The 17,709-nt window shown below is 35.8% G+C and carries 18 protein-coding genes; 3 read left to right on the forward strand and 15 right to left on the reverse strand.

Going from position 1 to position 17,709, the window contains the following annotated elements:
• Positions 1–7: 7 nt before the first annotated feature.
• Positions 8–2,197 (forward strand): radical SAM protein, encoded by a 2,190-nt coding sequence (locus PZ898_RS04330; protein WP_277694895.1) that lies wholly within the window; start codon positions 8–10, stop codon positions 2,195–2,197.
• A gap of 339 nt (positions 2,198–2,536) precedes the next feature.
• On the opposite strand, the gene PZ898_RS04335 is transcribed toward PZ898_RS04330, so the two are convergent.
• From PZ898_RS04335 to atpD, 3 genes are all read right to left on the reverse strand, one after another.
• Positions 2,537–3,355, reverse strand: a complete 819-nt coding sequence (locus PZ898_RS04335) for a hypothetical protein (protein WP_277694896.1) — start codon at positions 3,353–3,355, stop codon at positions 2,537–2,539.
• A gap of 78 nt (positions 3,356–3,433) precedes the next feature.
• Positions 3,434–3,715: a F0F1 ATP synthase subunit epsilon gene (locus PZ898_RS04340; protein WP_062674884.1), complete on the reverse strand. Its 282-nt coding sequence runs from the start codon at positions 3,713–3,715 to the stop codon at positions 3,434–3,436.
• Between the two features lie 88 nt (positions 3,716–3,803).
• Positions 3,804–5,312, reverse strand: a complete 1,509-nt coding sequence (gene atpD, locus PZ898_RS04345; RefSeq protein WP_062674887.1) for a F0F1 ATP synthase subunit beta — start codon at positions 5,310–5,312, stop codon at positions 3,804–3,806.
• Between the two features lie 288 nt (positions 5,313–5,600).
• Here atpD and PZ898_RS04350 point away from each other — a divergent pair, with 288 nt between their 5' ends.
• Positions 5,601–6,521, forward strand: coding sequence for a bifunctional riboflavin kinase/FAD synthetase (locus tag PZ898_RS04350; protein WP_277694897.1), 921 nt, complete (start codon positions 5,601–5,603; stop codon positions 6,519–6,521).
• Positions 6,522–6,560: 39 nt separating this feature from the next.
• Here PZ898_RS04350 and PZ898_RS04355 read toward each other — a convergent pair whose 3' ends face one another.
• Positions 6,561–7,052: a hypothetical protein gene (locus PZ898_RS04355; protein ID WP_253297162.1), complete on the reverse strand. Its 492-nt coding sequence runs from the start codon at positions 7,050–7,052 to the stop codon at positions 6,561–6,563.
• Between the two features lie 82 nt (positions 7,053–7,134).
• Positions 7,135–7,488 (reverse strand): MmcQ/YjbR family DNA-binding protein, encoded by a 354-nt coding sequence (locus PZ898_RS04360; RefSeq protein WP_062674894.1) that lies wholly within the window; start codon positions 7,486–7,488, stop codon positions 7,135–7,137.
• A gap of 115 nt (positions 7,489–7,603) precedes the next feature.
• Between PZ898_RS04360 and PZ898_RS04365 the strand changes: the two genes are divergently transcribed.
• Entirely contained in the window at positions 7,604–8,260 is a 657-nt protein-coding gene (locus PZ898_RS04365; protein WP_137904939.1) for an NAD(P)H-binding protein, read from the forward strand.
• Between the two features lie 110 nt (positions 8,261–8,370).
• Here the strand turns inward: PZ898_RS04365 and PZ898_RS04370 are convergent, their stop codons facing one another.
• The 10 genes from PZ898_RS04370 to PZ898_RS04415 form a co-directional block, all read right to left on the reverse strand.
• On the reverse strand, positions 8,371–8,886 hold the full coding sequence (locus tag PZ898_RS04370) for a VOC family protein (RefSeq protein WP_317041204.1): 516 nt from the start codon (positions 8,884–8,886) through the stop codon (positions 8,371–8,373).
• A 74-nt stretch (positions 8,887–8,960) separates the two neighbouring features.
• Complete coding sequence (locus PZ898_RS04375) at positions 8,961–9,536, reverse strand: glutathione peroxidase (RefSeq protein WP_062674898.1); 576 nt, start codon at positions 9,534–9,536, stop codon at positions 8,961–8,963.
• 34 nt (positions 9,537–9,570) lie between these two features.
• Complete coding sequence (locus PZ898_RS04380) at positions 9,571–10,233, reverse strand: hypothetical protein (RefSeq protein WP_062674900.1); 663 nt, start codon at positions 10,231–10,233, stop codon at positions 9,571–9,573.
• 98 nt (positions 10,234–10,331) lie between these two features.
• Positions 10,332–11,054, reverse strand: a complete 723-nt coding sequence (gene kdsB / locus PZ898_RS04385; protein ID WP_277694898.1) for a 3-deoxy-manno-octulosonate cytidylyltransferase — start codon at positions 11,052–11,054, stop codon at positions 10,332–10,334.
• Between the two features lie 139 nt (positions 11,055–11,193).
• Positions 11,194–12,180, reverse strand: coding sequence for a phosphatase PAP2 family protein (locus tag PZ898_RS04390; RefSeq protein ID WP_062674903.1), 987 nt, complete (start codon positions 12,178–12,180; stop codon positions 11,194–11,196).
• 127 nt (positions 12,181–12,307) lie between these two features.
• Positions 12,308–12,898, reverse strand: a complete 591-nt coding sequence (locus tag PZ898_RS04395) for a hypothetical protein (RefSeq protein WP_277694899.1) — start codon at positions 12,896–12,898, stop codon at positions 12,308–12,310.
• 121 nt (positions 12,899–13,019) lie between these two features.
• A complete protein-coding gene (locus PZ898_RS04400; protein ID WP_062674905.1) occupies positions 13,020–14,273 on the reverse strand; it encodes an aminotransferase class I/II-fold pyridoxal phosphate-dependent enzyme in 1,254 nt (417 codons plus the stop codon).
• A 22-nt stretch (positions 14,274–14,295) separates the two neighbouring features.
• A complete protein-coding gene (locus PZ898_RS04405; protein WP_123279831.1) occupies positions 14,296–15,207 on the reverse strand; it encodes a hypothetical protein in 912 nt (303 codons plus the stop codon).
• A 17-nt stretch (positions 15,208–15,224) separates the two neighbouring features.
• Entirely contained in the window at positions 15,225–16,940 is a 1,716-nt protein-coding gene (locus tag PZ898_RS04410; protein ID WP_123279832.1) for a phospho-sugar mutase, read from the reverse strand.
• Positions 16,941–17,005: 65 nt separating this feature from the next.
• Positions 17,006–17,707: a DUF2807 domain-containing protein gene (locus PZ898_RS04415; protein ID WP_277694900.1), complete on the reverse strand. Its 702-nt coding sequence runs from the start codon at positions 17,705–17,707 to the stop codon at positions 17,006–17,008.
• Between the last annotated feature and the right edge of the window lie 2 nt (positions 17,708–17,709).

Below are 17,709 nucleotides of genomic sequence, written 5' to 3' on the forward strand. Positions count from 1 at the left end.
ATTTCTGTTGAAAGACCTGCTTCTTATTACTCCGCCGTTTACCCAACTTAATACTCCTTATCCTGCAACAGCTTATATAAAAGGATTTTTAAATACCAAGAATATTTCAAGCTATCAGGTAGATTTGGGGATTGATGTTATTTTGGAATTATTTTCAGAGGATGGAATTCAGAAGGTTTTCAGTAAAGAAATTGACCTTCATAGCACCTCTGAAAACTCTCAGAGAATCTATGCCTTAAGAGAAGAATATTTAAAAACAATAGATCAGGTCATTACTTTTTTACAGGATAAAACTCCTACATTAGCAAGACAGATCTGTAGCATGAACTTTCTTCCCGAAGCTTCCCGTTTCAACCAGCTGGATGATATGGAATTTGCTTTTGGAAATATGGGACTTCAGGATAAGGCCAAACATCTGGCAACTCTATACCTGGAAGATATTTCCGACTATATTGTGGAAAATATCGATTCCGATTTTGGTTTCAGCAGATATGCAGAACGCCTTGGAAAAAGCGCCAATTCTTTTGATGAATTATATTCGAAATTATCTGGTGAACCTACATTTATCGATGAGTTTACTTTAAAAATTCTTAAGGAAAAAATTGAAACTGTTCAGCCAAAGCTTGTTTGTTTTTCCATTCCGTTTCCTGGTAATTTGTATTCAGCATTCAAATGTGCCCAATGGATCAAAAAGCATTATCCTCACATTAAAATTGCTATGGGAGGAGGATTTCCCAATACGGAATTAAGAGAAGTCAAAGATCAGAGAGTATTCGAATTTTTTGATTTTATTACTTTAGATGATGGTGAACTTCCTCTGGAACTGCTTTACCAGAATTTAGAAGTTGCACCTGAAGAAGGCGAGTTTAAAAGAACTTTTCTTCTCAAAAATAAAGAAGTTGTCTATAAAAACAATTCTAAAAGGCATGACTTCAAACAGTCTGAAATAGGAACTCCTGATTATACAGATTTAAAACTTGATCAGTATATTTCCGTTATCGAAATTGCCAATCCGATGCACAGTTTATGGAGCGACGGAAGGTGGAATAAACTGACCATGGCCCATGGATGCTATTGGGGGAAATGCACGTTTTGTGATATTTCATTAGATTACATCAAGATCTACGAACCTATTTCTGCTAAAATTCTGGTAGACCGGATTGAAGAATTAATCAAAACAACCGGTGAGACAGGATTCCATTTTGTGGATGAAGCCGCACCGCCTGCCTTAATGAGAGAAGTAGCTCTGGAAATCCTCAGAAGAAATCTGGTAGTTACCTGGTGGACGAATATCCGTTTTGAAAAAAGCTTTACCCGGGATCTCTGCTATCTTCTGAAACTTTCAGGATGTGTTGCAGTTTCCGGAGGTCTGGAAGTGGCCAGTGACCGATTGCTGAAGTTAATAGATAAAGGAGTTTCTGTAGACCAGGTAGCGAATGTAACAAGAAACTTTACCGAAGCAGGAATTATGGTTCATGCATATCTGATGTATGGCTATCCTACCCAAACAGTTCAGGAAACGGTAGATTCTCTGGAAATGATTCGGCAGATGTTTGAGATGGGAATTCTTCAAAGTGGATTCTGGCATCAGTTCGCAATGACTGCTCACTCACCCGTTGGAATGAGCCCGGAAGATTTTGGAGTAGTTCCGGTAAAACAGGAAATTTTGTTTGCTAATAATGATATTGACTTTAAAGATAAAACCGGAATCGATCACAATAAGTTCAGCTTCGGATTAAAAAAGTCTCTGTTCAATTATATGCATGGAGTCAATTTCGAACTGCCGCTTCAGGATTGGTTTGATTTTAAAATTCCAAGGACTACCATTCACCCGGATTATATTCATGACTGTCTTTTGGAAGATGGGCAGTTCAGTCTGAAAGCAAATTCAAAAGTTGTCTTTTTGACCAAAAATGTAATCGCTGAGAATCGCGTAAAAAATAAAAAGAAATATTCTGGTACGTATACGCTTCTTACATTCCACTTAAAAACCAATATTGTGAAGGTTGAACTGGAACAGGAAAAAGCAAAATGGCTGATGAATGTATTGGAAGAGAATGCTATTGAAAATTCTAAAAAACCTACAATTCAACAACTTAAAAATCAATTTGAAGAAAATTTTGATGATTTTGAGTTATTCTGGTTCTCAAAACCGATACAACAATTGAAGGAAAATGGGGTGATTTTAAGTTTATAAAAATTTCAACTTTTTTGTCAGGGATTTTTTAAAAAGACACAATTTTCTATGAATTGTTAATTTTCTATATGAATAAAACCTTTTTCTATTGAATGATCATCTCTCGCTGATTTGGATTTGAAAGGATAAGACATTCCATTTTCACATTCAGAAGAGATTAATCCAAATTTCTAGCTGCCATAAATAAACCGGCAAAATATTCCCCTCCTCCGGAGGGGTGGCAAAAATTCAAAGAATTTTTGACGGGGTGGTTTAGAGTTTTGGCTAAAGCCGGATGAATTTGATCCATAATAAAAAAACGGGCTAAAGCCCGTTCCTATTGATAAAATCTGTATTACATTAATTAGGGGTCTCTTTTGAAACAGTACCTACGTTTACTTTTTCCTGTATTTTGATAAAATTGGGATCCATAATTGCCATGCGCTCAGCCAGTGCTTTATAGGTCGGAAATTTCAGGATTGAAGCCCTTCCGGACATTTCTCTATAGATCGTAAAAGACTTTCCTCCCGCTGTTTTCAGCTGTTTTGTTGTGGTGATATACCTTCCGATAAGTTTACTTTTAGCATCATAAATTTCAATATCTATTGGGGTCTTATCCATGATAATATCTTCTGAGCCGAAACTTACCGGCAAGTTGGTAAAATACCCTACAGGAACACCATTACTAAGGATCTCTCCCACTTTATTGACCTCAATATTCATCTTGTCTATTTTCTTTCTGATCGTATAAGCATCTTTTGTTTTAGCGTCCAGCTTCCTTTTCGGGACATTTGAAAAAAGCTCATCAAGATTTTTAACATTGATCCCTTTGGTATCAATAATTTTAAGATCTTTAACTGAAGTAAAGACTGCAGATTTTTCTTCTCCGGAAAATGCAGAAGGTGACGAGTAATCAATTTCGATGGTTTTGTCCCTGTTATATACTCTGTTGACAATGATATAACTGTCGCGAACAGAATCCACGATGCTTTTATCAATGAATTTAATCGTATACATCGGGGTCTCTTTAAGATCCATAAACGTATATTCGCTGGATTTGTTGGAGAGCTTAGCTACCGGAATACCGTCAAGATTAATAATTCCTCTTTTGGTTTTGATATTCTGGGCATGGAGGAAAATACCCAGAACTGTAAATAATATGATTATGCCTCTCTTCATACAATCAGACTTTTACAAATAAAAAAAGTGTAACACAAAGTTACACTTTCTTGAAAATATATTTAGCTTTTCATTTAATTATTCACAAAGGATAATTCCTTTATTATGATTAAATTCTACAACACCGCTTTTGATAGCATAAGCAAAAACAGAGTCTTTTCCGGCTTCTTTAGTGAAATTTTTAGCATAAGCCTCATCAATAGAGTTAGCAAAAAGCTTTACATCACCTCCGATTAAAGAAGAAACAATTCCTGCGTGGTTTTTCATGATGTGAAATTCACCATTTTTTCCAGGCAACAATACTGAGTCTACTTCTCCTTCAAAAACTACGTATTCTGGTGTTAAAATTTTTATATTCATTTTAATTTAGATTTGAAGATTTCAGATTTCAGATTTCAGACAACCTTAAAGTCTCATGTCTGGTATCTGTAATCTTTATGTCTAATTATTAAGCGTTTTCAGCTAACATTTTTTGTCCTGCTTCGATAGCTTCTTCGATAGTTCCTTTCAAGTTGAAAGCTGCTTCTGGTAAGTGATCTAACTCACCATCCATAATCATGTTGAATCCTTTGATCGTATCTTTGATGTCTACCAATGATCCTGGGATACCTGTAAACTGCTCTGCTACGTGGAAAGGTTGAGATAAGAATCTCTGAACTTTTCTTGCACGGTATACAACAGCTTTATCTTCTTCAGAAAGTTCTTCCATACCAAGGATTGCGATGATATCCTGAAGTGCTTTATATCTTTGAAGGATTTCTTTTACTCTTTGAGCACAGTTGTAGTGATCGTGACCGATAACTTCAGGAGCAAGGATTCTTGAAGTAGAAGCAAGTGGATCTACCGCAGGATAGATACCTAATGAAGCAATCTTTCTGTCAAGTACCGTAGTTGCATCCAAGTGAGCAAACGTAGTTGCAGGAGCCGGGTCAGTTAAGTCATCCGCAGGTACGTATACCGCTTGTACTGAAGTAATTGAACCATTTTTAGTTGAAGTAATTCTTTCCTGCATCGCACCCATTTCAGAAGCTAGCGTTGGTTGGTAACCTACCGCTGATGGCATACGACCAAGAAGTGCAGATACCTCAGAACCAGCCTGTGTAAAACGGAAGATGTTGTCTACGAAGAAAAGTACGTCTCTACCTTGTCCGCTTTCTCCACCGTCTCTGTAGTACTCAGCCAATGTAAGACCAGAAAGTGCTACTCTCGCTCTTGCACCTGGCGGCTCGTTCATCTGTCCGAAAACGAATGCTGCTTTTGAATCTTTCATAGCTTCTAAGTCTACTTTAGAAAGATCCCAACCTCCGTTTTCCATAGAGTGCATGAAATCATCACCATACTTGATAATACCTGATTCCAACATCTCTCTCAAAAGGTCATTTCCTTCTCTCGTTCTTTCACCTACTCCGGCGAAAACAGAAAGACCTCCGTGTCCTTTTGCAATATTGTTAATCAACTCCTGAATCAATACTGTTTTACCTACACCGGCACCACCGAACAATCCAATTTTACCTCCTTTTGCATAAGGCTCAACTAGGTCGATTACTTTAATACCTGTAAATAAAACTTCTGCTGAAGTTGATAATTGATCAAATTTTGGAGCTGGTCTGTGAATTGGAAGACCACCATCCTTAGAAATATCTTGAAGTCCATCGATAGCATCACCAACAACGTTGAATAGTCTTCCGTTTACTGCCTCTCCGATAGGCATCATAATAGGATTTCCGTATCCAATTACGTCTTGCCCTCTTTTAAGACCGTCAGTAGCGTCCATTGCGATACATCTTACTGTATCTTCGCCAATATGTTGTTCTACCTCTAAAACTACTTTTTCACCGTTTTCTTTTGTAATTTCTAACGCGTCATAGATTGCTGGAACAGCTTCCACATCTGTGAAGACAACGTCGATTACCGGACCAATAATTTGAGAAATTTTACCTTTAATTTGGTTTGCCATTGCTAAATTTTTTCTTGGTGCAAATATAGTGATTCTTCATAAACCCGCAATTGGTAAAAAAAAGATTTTTATCATGCTTTTGAAGAGATGGATGAGTTTGTCATTTACTATGTAAAATTCAATATTTATCATTATATTTAACAGCAAATTGGCAATTCACTAAATTGTTATTATTATAGTATTATATAATGTAGGACTTTTTTCAAAATTTTTCATTTTCAAATTTTCAGATTCCCTCCGTTACATTAAAAATAAAGGTTTTATATTTGCAATCAAAATTTTTCCGTTTTGAAAGTTTTCAAGAATTTTACAGATTACTCCTCACAGAAGCCTTTAGCATTGTCTTTAGGAATGTTTGACGGGGTACATCTAGGGCACAAGAGTATTATCGATGAGCTGACTAAAATAGGTACAGAAAATAATCTGGAAACAGCAATTCTTACGTTCTGGCCTCATCCAAGATTTGTTTTTAATCCTAATGAAGATTTAAAGCTTCTCAATACACTGGAAGAAAAGAAACAGCTGGTTGAAAAATATGGCATTGATAATTTGTTCCTGAAAGAATTTGATGAAGAATTCAGAAATCTGACCGGAGAAGAGTTTGTACGTCAGATTTTAATTGACAAACTTAATGTAAAGTACCTTATTATAGGATACGATCATTCCTTCGGAAAAAATAAAAGCGGAAATTTTGAGCTTCTCCAGAAATTATCAAAAGAACTTGATTTTGAGGTAGAACAGATGGAAGCAATTAATATTCATGAAAATAATATCAGTTCCACTAAAATACGTAATGCTCTTTTAACAGGTAATGTTAAGGAAGCTAACGAAATGCTGGGATACTCCTACTCTGTTTCCGGAACTGTCGTTCATGGGAAAAAGATTGGAAGAACCATCGGATATCCCACAGCTAATATTGATACGGAATCAATCAAGTTGTTACCTAAAAAAGGAGCTTATATTGTGGAAGTATTCGTAAAGGGTAATCAGTACAAAGGAATGCTGAGCATCGGAACCAATCCGACGGTAAATGGAGAAAAACTAACTGTGGAAGTTTATATCCTTGATTTTGATGATGACATTTATGATGAAAAGATTACGGTAAGTTTCAGGGATTTTCTTCATGATGAAATCAAATTTGAAGGTCTGGACAAATTGATTGAAAGACTGGATGAGGATAAAAGAATAACAGAAAAATTTGATTTTTAAATATAGAGAAAGGCTATTCGTTGGGAATAGCCTTTTTGTTTATTTTAATACTTTTAAGTAGATTTTCTGGGTTTCATTATTCAGTTTCACATTCGGGAACTGTTTGTCGTAATCAATAAAGATATCTCCTTTTTGATCTGCTTTTCCGTTTCCATCAGAATCCCAGCTTATGGTTACATAATATTTTGCAGGACCGGCAGGTTTTGGATTGATCTTGCTTCCGGCATCTTCAGGTATTGGCAGATTGATGGTGAAGGGTATTGATTTCTGTTCATATTCCTGTTCTGTAATTAAAGTAGCAGGAGCATCAGCCAGTTTTTCGTCCATTCCATATAAACTCACTTTGAGCCGTGCATTTTTAATGGTAAATGCGTCTGTTCCTGAAAATTCTAATTTAAGAGTTTCGGGATATTTTTCAGAGGCTGATACAGCAGAAGTGTTTTTTTCTGTAGTGTTCTTATTTACCGGCTTGGTGCAGCCTGACAGCATCAATGTTCCGGCTGCTGCGAATAATAAAAGGTGATTTCTCATTTGTAATTTATTTTATTAATGTCAAATATATTATTTCACCAGTAATAGATAACAAATCCCGTACCTCAATTTATTTGATGTACTATAATGAATTGACTTCATTCTGTGCTTTTTTAGTCAGGGATTTGAAAACCAGCTCGTAGGATTGATCAATGAGTTTAAAGATCAGATCTCTTTTCAATCCATCTACTGCTACGGAATTCCAGTGGGTTTTGTTCATATGATAAGCACCTGTGATCTGAGGATATTGCTCACGAAGCTCTGCACTCCATTCCGGATCTGTTTTTACATTAATGGCCAACGGCTGTCTCTCAAGTCCCATCAGTAAAAACATTTTGGTGTCTACTTTCATCACGAGAGTTTCGTTATCAAAAGGAAAACTTTCCGTAACTCCTTTTTTGGCCAGGCAGTAATCTAAAATATCGTTGGCATCCATGTTCAATATAAGTAATAAGTGATAAGTAATAGGTAATGATCAAATTAATTCTTTAATCTTTAATTCAAATTTAGTAAATTTAAGAAAGAAATAATCTTACAAAACCGCAATTATTATGAAAGCTCTTGTAATAGGTGCTACAGGTGCCACAGGAAAAGATCTTGTCAATCAGTTATTGAATGACAAAGAGTTTGATGAAGTGGATATTTTCGTCAGAAAACCTGTTGATATTCAGAATGATAAGCTGAAAGTTCATGTAGTGAATTTTGAAAAACCGGAGGAATGGAAAGAGATGGTGAAGGGAGATGTGGCGTTTTCATGTCTGGGAACTACTTTAAAAGATGCCGGAAGTAAAGAAGCCCAGAAGAAAGTAGACTTTGATTATCAGTATGAATTTGCGAAAGCTGCAAAAGAGAATGAAGTGGAAGATTATATTCTGGTATCGGCTTACGGAGCGAACCCACAGTCTAAAATTTTCTATTCTAAAATGAAGGGGGAACTGGAAGAAGCTGTAAAACAACTGCATTTTAATAAGATCACTATTTTTAAACCGGGAATGCTTGAACGCAAAGATTCTGAAAGAACCGGAGAAGTATTGGGCAGCCGCATCATTAAATTTGCGAATAAACTTGGGTTGTTAGAAAGTCAAAAACCTCTGCCAACAGATATTTTAGCAAAGGCAATGATCAATTCTTCAAAAATAAAAAGTAACGGCTACTCCAGTATCAAACTGGGGAATATTTTCTGTTTTGCAGAGAAGACTAATGAATGATTGATTGAAATACGGGGTTCGGGATGCGAAGGTGATTGGGTTCGGGTTAAAGATGAAGTTCTCATTATTAATTCCCTAACCCCTAAATGCTTCTACCTTTTATCTATTCCCTATTTTGTGGTTTTGCTGCCCATTTTCTGTCCTAATTTTTCATATTCAATGTCATTAGGCTCCCAAAGCTCTATTTTATTGCCTTCAATATCCATAATGTGGACAAATTTTCCATATTCATAAGTCTCAATCTTATCTACAACGGTTACATTTTCCTTCTTTAGTTGTTCCACCAGTTTTTCAAGATTATCAACTCTGTAATTGATCATGAAATCTTTCTCGGACGGCAGGAAATACTTCGTTTTTTCACCGAAAGGACTCCACTGGCTGAATCCTTTTTTAGAGTTATCAGCGCCTTGAAACCACTCAAATACAGCTCCATATTCATTGGTACTAAGCCCTAGATGATTTTCATACCATTCTCTCATTTTCTTAGTGTCCTTACATTTAAAAAAGATTCCACCAATACCGGTAACTCTTTTCATCTCATTGGGTTTGTTTTCTGTAACAGCTTTAAAAGCGAAGCCTAACATAAAAGAAGCCAGGATACAAAGGGTAAAAATTACTTTTTTCATAGGAAACGGTTTATTAGTTAAAAATAAAAAAAGCGGATGTAAAACACCCACTTGTAAAAATATAGTTTTTATCTTTATTTCAGATACTTTGTAATAGCCACATCCGTAGGATTTGTAGTGCTTACAAAGGTGTCAATCAATTTTCCGTTTTCATCTACAAGAAATTTCGTAAAATTCCAAAGGATGCTTGTATTCTTTACTCCGTTCAGTTCCTTCTCTGTTAAAAATTTAAAGATAGGTGCTGTATCATCGCCTTTTACAGAAACTTTAGCAGCCATCGGGAATGTTACTCCGTAATTTTTCTGGCAGAAAGCCCCAATTTCAGTATTGGTTCCAGGTTCCTGTCCTCCAAAATTATTAGCAGGAAACCCTATCACTACCAATTTATCTTTATATTGTTCATATACCTTTTCAAGATCTGCATACTGTGGAGTAAATCCACATTCTGAAGCCGTATTGACAATCAGGATTTTTTTTCCTTTAAAATCTGCAAAATTGATTTCTTTGCCATCAAGACCTTCTACTTTGAAGTCATATATTGTTTTTCCCATAAGTTCTGTGGTTTTAGCTTTAGAAATTTCACTTTTTTGGTTGGTGCAGCTTTGCAGAAATGCCATGAAAGAAAGCAGCAGTAAGAAAATCTTTTTCATGTCTTATAATTTTGTGCAGAGAACTGCAATTGAATTAAAATTTAAAAATATTAGCCGGAAAAACTTTATTGATGTCTATTCTGTTTAATAACATCACATAATCTCCGTCTTTTTTAGCACTTGAAGACTCAATTCTGAAAGGCATGATTAGGTTTCCAACTTTTTTAAAATCAGAATAGATCAATGTTTCATCTTTTTTCACTTCTTTGATCAGCATATAAGTTTTTGTATCAAAATAATACATATTCTTATTCACATTCTTGGTAAGTTCTACCTTATGACAATAGATCTCTCCTACTTTTTCTTTTCCAAGGTATTTGGCATCAAATCCTTTATTTTCCCAATCAATGAAATCATTATCGAAACTTTCCGGCACATATTCAGGATATTCCTGAAGTTTATTGGCAGCATAATTCATTGCATACCCTTTGGTACCATCAAAACCTTCAATTGCAGTTTCTTTTCCTCCGGTCGTAATCAATGTTTTAGTAAGATTTGGACGTTGCTGAAAAATTCTTATCGGATATTCATCTTTAATTCCCAGGATTACTTTTCCCTGAAGCAATACCGAGTTTAATAATTTCCAATTGGTTAACCCTCCGGATAATTCAATGTTTTTGTCAATAATTTCCTTTGCGGTCTGTCCGAATATCACATGCGAAAATATCAGTCCAAATACTAATAATAACTTCTTCATTAATTTTATTTATAAATTCAAATATAGGGGGATTTATGTAAAATTGCAAAAACGCAAAACAACTAAAAGGTCGATTTGTTTTGCTGATTCTTCTGATTTTAAATTAATTTTCGGGCTTTTTCCAGATCTTCCGGCGTATCAATGCCTACTCCAACGAAATTGGTTTCTATCATTTTGATTTTCATTCCGTATTCAAGATAACGGATGCATTCAATCTTTTCTGATATTTCCAATGGTTTCATAGCCAGTTTTGAAAACTGCAACAGCGCTTCTTTTCTGAAAGCATATACTCCAATATGTTTAAAATAGCTTACATCAAAGGAAACTTCTCTGTGAAAAGGAATTACAGAACGACTGAAATATAAAGCAAAACCATTGTTATCAGTAATTACTTTTACGTTATTCGGATTTTCAATTTCTTCTTTTTCGCTCAGCTGTATTTTTAAAGAAGCTAAAGATATTTCCTGTTGATTATCATTTCTGAAAACTTCAATCAGCTGACGTAAAGGTTCTAACTTAAGGAAAGGCTCATCTCCCTGAACATTGATGACAATATCACACTCTATATTCTGTACTGCTTCAGCAATACGGTCGCTTCCAGTCTCATGCTGTCCTGTCATGACGGCTTTTCCTCCGTTTTTTACGATTTCATCAAGAATAATTTCAGAGTCTGTGGCGACAAATACTTCATCAAACAGTCCGGTTTCCACTACATTCTGATAGGTTGTAGTAATCACGGTTTTTTCTCCTAAAATCTGCATTAATTTCCCTGGAAAACGGCTTGCTTCGTAACGTGCAGGGATAACAGCGATTATTTTCATTCAATACAATATTAAGTAATTCTTTTTAAATCAGGAGGTTTCATCCCAACACTTATAAAAGTCCGGATACACCTTTTATCCTGAGACCAAATGTAGTGAAAACTATCTTATTTCCTAAACAAAACAAAGATTTCAGAGTTTAAAAAGAGAGTTTTACGCCTACCATATTGTATTCCCATTGGCGGGATGCAGTGAAGTTGAGACTATATTTTGTCTTTCCGATGGTTCCTTCTGAAGAAGTGTATCTGCTTTTTGATATGGTTTTTCCTATAAAATATCCCATTAATAGGGCTAATGGATAGTCTGAGGCCCAGTGAACTTTACTTTGCATCATTTGAAAGCATAATGCTCCTGCCAGTGTATACCCTACAGGCTTGATCCATTTGGCATCCGGATAGTTATCTGCAATCACAGTGATTCCAGCCATGAAGGTGGTTAAATGTCCCGACGGCATGGCATCGTAATTCGAGGTATTTTTACTGAATGCGGAGAAACTGGGAAACGGATTCCATGCGCCTCCTTTGTGTCCGTATTCTTCGGCAATAAACGGGCTTTCTCTTCCTGTAATTCTTTTAAGGGTTTGGGTGAAAACTCCGGAAAGAATTAAACTTTCCATTAAACCACTGGCGGTAGCCTGGGCTCTGTAGTCATTTTTTATCAATCCATAGGTTCCGAAACCAATTCCTAATAATACTAATGTAGAGCCATTTCCTATAAGGTACAGTGCAGATCCGACATCTTTCGGAATTTTAAATACACCTCCCACTTTATGGTAGTTATTATCTTTATCCATTCCCCATTGTTCAGCCAGTTCTCTTGAATTATCAATCAGTTTCTGGTCAAATGGCAGGAGTATTAACGTAGCGGCAACAGCTCCTCCCAGATAATAAGCATGATCTTTGGCTACGAAATCTTTATTGGTATTGATAAAGTTTCTGGGTAATTTGGTTACAAAATCCAATAATTTAGGTTTCGGATAAGTGCGGACAGATCCGTCTTTTAAAGTGTAGGTTTGTACTTTGGGCAATTCGGTTTCCTTGGGAAGCTCTTTTACCTTCAGTGTATCAACCTCTTGTGAGCATACCAATATTGAAACTGGTAAGAGTAGAAATCTCAGTTTTTTCATCGTGTAATTTTCAACTTTTATATTCGGGTGTGTAAAAGTTTCAAAGATAATCCCTTGTTGAGTATCGTGCAAAGTTGTTGTTTAACTTTTAATATTTATTTAATTTTTTGATCAAAAAATACAGATTTCAATTCAAATATTTGATCAAAAAAATAATTCCATACATCCAGGAGATGTAGAGAAAAGAATAGAAAAATCCGAATCCGAAACTTTTTAGCAAATCCCCCTTACATTTTCCGGAGTTCTTGAAAACCAATCTCAAAGCTCTGAAAAAAATCCAATACAGAATAGCTCCTAATAATAATACAGCAGACCAAAAGAAAAGACCGAAAAAATACGAAAGAAAAATAAGTAGAATTGAAATTACAATCCATAAAAGAACTGATAAAATAACACCTCCTATTCCATCACCAATTGCTGGTGGATCAAACTCAAAACCATCAAATTTTGGTGTTTTATCTGCATATCTTTGTATTCTTTCTTTGTTTAAAATATTTCCTACATTATCTTTTAATTTTAAACCAGAATAGAGTCCTATACTGATAAACAGAAAAAATACTCCAGCTAAAACAGAGGTTGATAAGATTGAATTCTGAAACAGAGAACGATGATCTGTTTTTCCTGAAAGCCAAACACTTAAGAGTACTACTGTAATGATCACCAGCGTTAAAAAAAACACATATTTTGTTTCAAGAAAGGATTTCTGCGGAAGTTTCATGGTTTTATAGAATGTGTAAAAAACGCTTCGACTCCGCTCAGCGTGACATTGCTAATACTAAAAGATATATTTTAACGATGTCATGCCGGGCAGAGTCGAAGCTTATAATTTTATTAGAAAATTACTTTAATTTGTTCAAAGCGTTTTCCAGTTTGGGAAGCATAACTTTGATCTCATCTACAGCTAATCCTCCTACAGAAGCACGGAACCAAGGTTCTGATTTTTCTTCTCCGAAAGCTGAGAATGGTACTAAAGCCACTCCTGCTTCATTAATTAGGTAGAATACCAGGTCTGAAGAATTTTCAAGTACAGTTCCGTCTGGTTTTGTTTTCCCTATATAATCTAATTTAATAGTAAGATAAAGAGCTCCCATTGGTTCAATACTGTCAACAGCCAGTCCTTTTCCTTTTAAATCCTGAACTCCGTTGTGAAGTACTTTTAAGCTGTTTTCAAGTTTAGCTTTAAAATCATTCACGAAAGTATCTACATTCTCTGAATTTTCATAGAATTTAGCCGTTGCTTCCTGCTCTGGTTTTGGAGCCCATGCTCCAACGTGAGTAAGAAGTGCCTTCATTTTATCAAGAATATGAGCAGGTCCGAATCCCCATCCTACACGTACTCCGGTTGCTGCAAGGCATTTTGAAATACCGTCGATATAGATGGTATAATCTCTCATTTCCGGGAAAAGAGAAACAGGATCTACGTGCTCAGCACCGAATGTAAGGCAAGAGTAGATCTGGTCATACATTAAGTATAACGGTTTCTGATCTTCACCTCTTTTTTTGTTTTCAGCAATGACCAGTTCACAGATCTCAGAAAGTTGTTCTTTTGTAAACATGGTTCCTGTAGGGTTCAATGGAGAACACAAAGCTAATAAAACGGCTCCATCTAAGTGAGGTCTTAAATCATCAGCAGTCGGAAGGAAATTGGTTTCAGGTTTTGTTTTCACTTCTACAGCGTTGGCTGAAGTAAGATAAGCATAGTGATTGTTGTTCCATGATGGTGTAGGATAAACTACTTTATCTCCTTCGTCTACGATTGTTTTGTAAACGGCATAGATCAATGGTCTTGATCCTGCAGTAATCAGGATGTCTTCTGGAGAATAATCAAGATTCCATCTTTTTTTCAGGTCTTTGGAAACTTCTTTTCTTAAAGATAAAAGTCCGTTGGCAGGCGGATAGTTTGTCAGATTATTCTGATATGCTTTCTGAATCTCTTCCTTCAGCAATGCCGGAATAGGATAGATGTTAGAATTCAGATCACCAATAGTAAGATTGGCAATTTCCGCTCCTTTTGCTTTTAGATCATTTACTTCGTTACCAATTTTTACAATTTCAGAACCGATCAGGTTCGCTGCTAATTTTGAAACTTTCACTTTTTCTTATTTTAAATTTATATTATCGTTCTCCATGAATCTTCTCATCTATTTGATCTACCGGTGTTTGTGTATCAAAAAGAATCATAATCTCTTTTACTTTTTTGGCCGTATGGGAATTCGGATATTTTTTGATCATCCTGTTGAATTCCGCTCTGTTCTCATCGTTTAGTTTTCCGGTTCCTTTATCCTGGTCTCTTTCGTAGGTGGGCGTATTATCCATTCCTAAAAGATAATCGGACAAATAGTAATTATAGTCTTGTTTTACTGTCTTTATCAGCTTGCTTTCAGGATATTTATTCATGAAATTCTCCCAGAAAATCAATCTGTTGCCTAGTTGCTCCCAGCTGATTATTAATCCAGCATCTGCGGCATAATTGGTTTCACTTTCTTTATCTGTTTGTGAAACATAAGCTTCATAATCCGGAGTCAGTTTATTTTTAAAAAGAGAAGAATAATATCCCGGAATGGTCCATATTTCGGTCATTCCTTCTCCTACTTCTCTGAATTCAAGACCTGCTTTATTCAGTTCTGAAGCTATTTTTTTAACGTTATCCGGAAAATTGTACTGATCCTTCTCATAGTTATAATAATTCACATATTTATCCAGAACATCAGTATGAAGACTCATCAGACATTCGGTATACTTTCCTCTTATTTTTAAATAATCTTCGTATACTTGGTCATTCTGTTCCGGCCTGTTTCCAGCCATCTCTTTTTCAATTTTGGTGCGATACCACTGAAGAGATGTGATATAATCTTCCGTTTTGTTAGCCGATGAACAAGCTGTGTCTATGGGTTTGTACTGATCTTCTTTGGATTCAGTTTTGGTAATCGAATCGTTTACCTGTTTTACTTCTGAAACTGCAGTTTCCTTTTTACAGGAAACTACGGCTGCAGAAAGTATGTATATTGCTATAATTCTTTTTATCATCTGCTGTTTTCAGCGCATTAATCCAGTTTAAGATCTGTTTTAACGGCTCCTATTTTAGCTTCCAATGATTTTAATTTGTCTCTGAAATCTGCTTCTGAAGTAATGGAATCCTTCACTGAAACATAGAACTTGATTTTTGGCTCTGTTCCTGAAGGTCTTACACATACTTTTGTTCCATCCTGTGTGTAATAGATCAAAACGTTAGACTTCGGAATATCATTCATCACTTTTTTCTCATTCGTAGAAATGGTAAGACTTGTCTGCTCTTTAAAGTCTTTCACTTCTTCCACTAATGAACCAGCCAGTTCCTTTGGAGGATTTTCACGGAAATCTTTCATCATATTCTGAATTTCTTCAGCTCCTTCTTTCCCTTTTCTAACGATATTGATTAATCCTTCATAATACATTCCAAGATCCTCATAGATCTCAATCATGTACTGATACATTGTTTTTCCATTGGCTTTGCACCAAGCTGCAATTTCGCAGGCTAAAAGAATACTTCCGCAAGAGTCTTTATCACGAACGAAGTCTCCGGTCATAAATCCGAAACTTTCCTCACCACCACATACAAATTTCTGAGTTCCTTCTGCTTCACGGATCATTTTTCCAATCCATTTGAATCCAGTAAGACCTACTTTGCATTCTACACCGAATTTCTGTGCAATATCAAAGAAGATATCGGAAGTTACGATGGTAGAACCAATGAACTCTTTTCCGGTAATTTTCCCTTGTTTTCTCCACTCATTCAGAATGTAATATGTAAGGATGGTATTGGTTTGGTTTCCGTTCAATAATTGCATTTCACCATCAAGATTTCTTACGGCGATTCCTAATCTGTCCCCATCCGGGTCTGTTCCAATCACGATATCTGCATTGGTAATTCTTGCCAGATCCATTGCCATTTCCAATGCTGCAGGCTCTTCCGGGTTTGGAGACTCTACTGTTGGGAAATTTCCGCTTGGGATCATCTGTTCTCTTACAAGATCTACTTTTTTGAAACCTGCTTTTTCAAGGGCTTTGGGAACAGTTGTATAGGTTGTTCCATGGATAGAAGTGAAAACAATATTTAAATTTTCTTTTCCAACGTTCTGATACGTAGAGTTTTCAATACATGCATCGATATACACATCGTCCTGCTCCTCTCCGATCCATTCGATCAGATCATCATTTCCGTTGAATTTAATTTCTTCAAATTTCACAGAATACACTTCATTGATAATGGCTTCATCATTAGGCGGAACAATCTGTGCGCCGTCATTCCAGTATACTTTGTAACCGTTGTATTCTGGTGGGTTGTGAGAAGCCGTTAATACGATTCCTCCGTTACATTTTTTATCACGTACCGTGAAAGACAATTCAGGAGTCGGTCTGTGATCTTTGAAAAGTAAAACTTTAATTCCGTTGGCTGTTAAAACATCTGCTACCAGTTTTCCGAATTCTTTTGAGTTATTACGAACATCATAAGCGATAGCCACTTTAATCTCTTCTCCTTTGAACTGCTGAAGCATATAATTAGCCAATCCTTGAGTCGCTTGTCCTAATGTATATTTATTCAAGCGGTTGGTTCCTACTCCCATTATTCCACGCATACCTCCTGTCCCGAATTCCAGTTCTCTGTAGAAAGAATCTTCCAGATCAGGGGAATTGCTGTCGATCAACGTCTGTACAGCATCTCTTGTTTCTTTATCGAAGGTATCACTTAACCAAAGTTTCGCTTTTTCTAGTGTATTCATATTTGTAATGTTGTTCTTTTATAATTTGTAAAGTTCCTAGTTTCTAGTTTAAATAATGCTGTTTTTTAATCCAGCTTTTTGTTTTCGACTTTCGTTGTTTTATCAATTTTAAACGCTCTGATAGGATCGTTATAATAGATAAATTTTGCAGTGTTCTGAATATGTCCTTTTAAAGAATCTTTTACATTTACTTCTGCATAATTACCGTTTTTAGAATCAATATTCAGATTGGTGATTTTCCAGTAAGGTGCAATTAAACTTGCTGTATCTGAAATCTTTATCACTGCATCTTTAGATAATCCCAAAAAGTTTGCGCGGCTTCTGTTATGCATTTCCAGTTCTGCTCTTCTTGTGTTTACAGATCCCATGAAACTTGCATTATTTTTCATGTTAAGTCTGAAATTATCTGTTTTGATTTCGCTTGAAATATTCACTTCCACAGAATCTGAAACAGCTACTTTTTCAAGATTATATTTGGAATAAATCGTTACATTATAAAAATCGACTCCTTTTGTTCCTCTTTTTTCTTTAATGAAAAGGGTTTTATCTTTTACATCCACATCCATATTGCTTGCTACATTTGGATAGGTTTCTATTTCTACAAAATTTTTCGGACCTCTGGCATAAAATACACGGAATTTACCTTCCAGATCAAGGTTGACGAATTCCGAAACATCCACATCTTTCTTTTCAATATTCCCTTTTGGAGAAACTTTTCCGCAGGAAACTACTGCCATCAGCATCAATGTGTATACAACTTTTTTCATAT

Source organism: Chryseobacterium sp. WX (assembly GCF_029542485.1).
GTDB lineage: Bacteria > Bacteroidota > Bacteroidia > Flavobacteriales > Weeksellaceae > Chryseobacterium > Chryseobacterium cucumeris.

What these genes read in the sequence shown, in the direction of transcription:
- PZ898_RS04335 (WP_277694896.1), bottom strand. Translation starts at nt 3,355, where the DNA reads ATGAAGAGAGGCATAATCATATTATTTACAGTTCTGGGTATTTTCCTC.
- PZ898_RS04355 (WP_253297162.1), bottom strand. Translation starts at nt 7,052, where the DNA reads ATGAGAAATCACCTTTTATTATTCGCAGCAGCCGGAACATTGATGCTG.
- atpD (WP_062674887.1), bottom strand. Translation starts at nt 5,312, where the DNA reads ATGGCAAACCAAATTAAAGGTAAAATTTCTCAAATTATTGGTCCGGTA.
- PZ898_RS04340 (WP_062674884.1), bottom strand. Translation starts at nt 3,715, where the DNA reads ATGAATATAAAAATTTTAACACCAGAATACGTAGTTTTTGAAGGAGAA.
- PZ898_RS04360 (WP_062674894.1), bottom strand. Translation starts at nt 7,488, where the DNA reads ATGGATGCCAACGATATTTTAGATTACTGCCTGGCCAAAAAAGGAGTT.
- PZ898_RS04405 (WP_123279831.1), bottom strand. Translation starts at nt 15,207, where the DNA reads ATGATAAAAAGAATTATAGCAATATACATACTTTCTGCAGCCGTAGTT.
- PZ898_RS04390 (WP_062674903.1), bottom strand. Translation starts at nt 12,180, where the DNA reads ATGAAAAAACTGAGATTTCTACTCTTACCAGTTTCAATATTGGTATGC.
- kdsB (WP_277694898.1), bottom strand. Translation starts at nt 11,054, where the DNA reads ATGAAAATAATCGCTGTTATCCCTGCACGTTACGAAGCAAGCCGTTTT.
- PZ898_RS04370 (WP_317041204.1), bottom strand. Translation starts at nt 8,886, where the DNA reads ATGAAAAAAGTAATTTTTACCCTTTGTATCCTGGCTTCTTTTATGTTA.
- PZ898_RS04375 (WP_062674898.1), bottom strand. Translation starts at nt 9,536, where the DNA reads ATGAAAAAGATTTTCTTACTGCTGCTTTCTTTCATGGCATTTCTGCAA.
- PZ898_RS04415 (WP_277694900.1), bottom strand. Translation starts at nt 17,707, where the DNA reads ATGAAAAAAGTTGTATACACATTGATGCTGATGGCAGTAGTTTCCTGC.
- PZ898_RS04410 (WP_123279832.1), bottom strand. Translation starts at nt 16,940, where the DNA reads ATGAATACACTAGAAAAAGCGAAACTTTGGTTAAGTGATACCTTCGAT.
- PZ898_RS04365 (WP_137904939.1), top strand. Translation starts at nt 7,604, where the DNA reads ATGAAAGCTCTTGTAATAGGTGCTACAGGTGCCACAGGAAAAGATCTT.
- PZ898_RS04395 (WP_277694899.1), bottom strand. Translation starts at nt 12,898, where the DNA reads ATGAAACTTCCGCAGAAATCCTTTCTTGAAACAAAATATGTGTTTTTT.
- PZ898_RS04380 (WP_062674900.1), bottom strand. Translation starts at nt 10,233, where the DNA reads ATGAAGAAGTTATTATTAGTATTTGGACTGATATTTTCGCATGTGATA.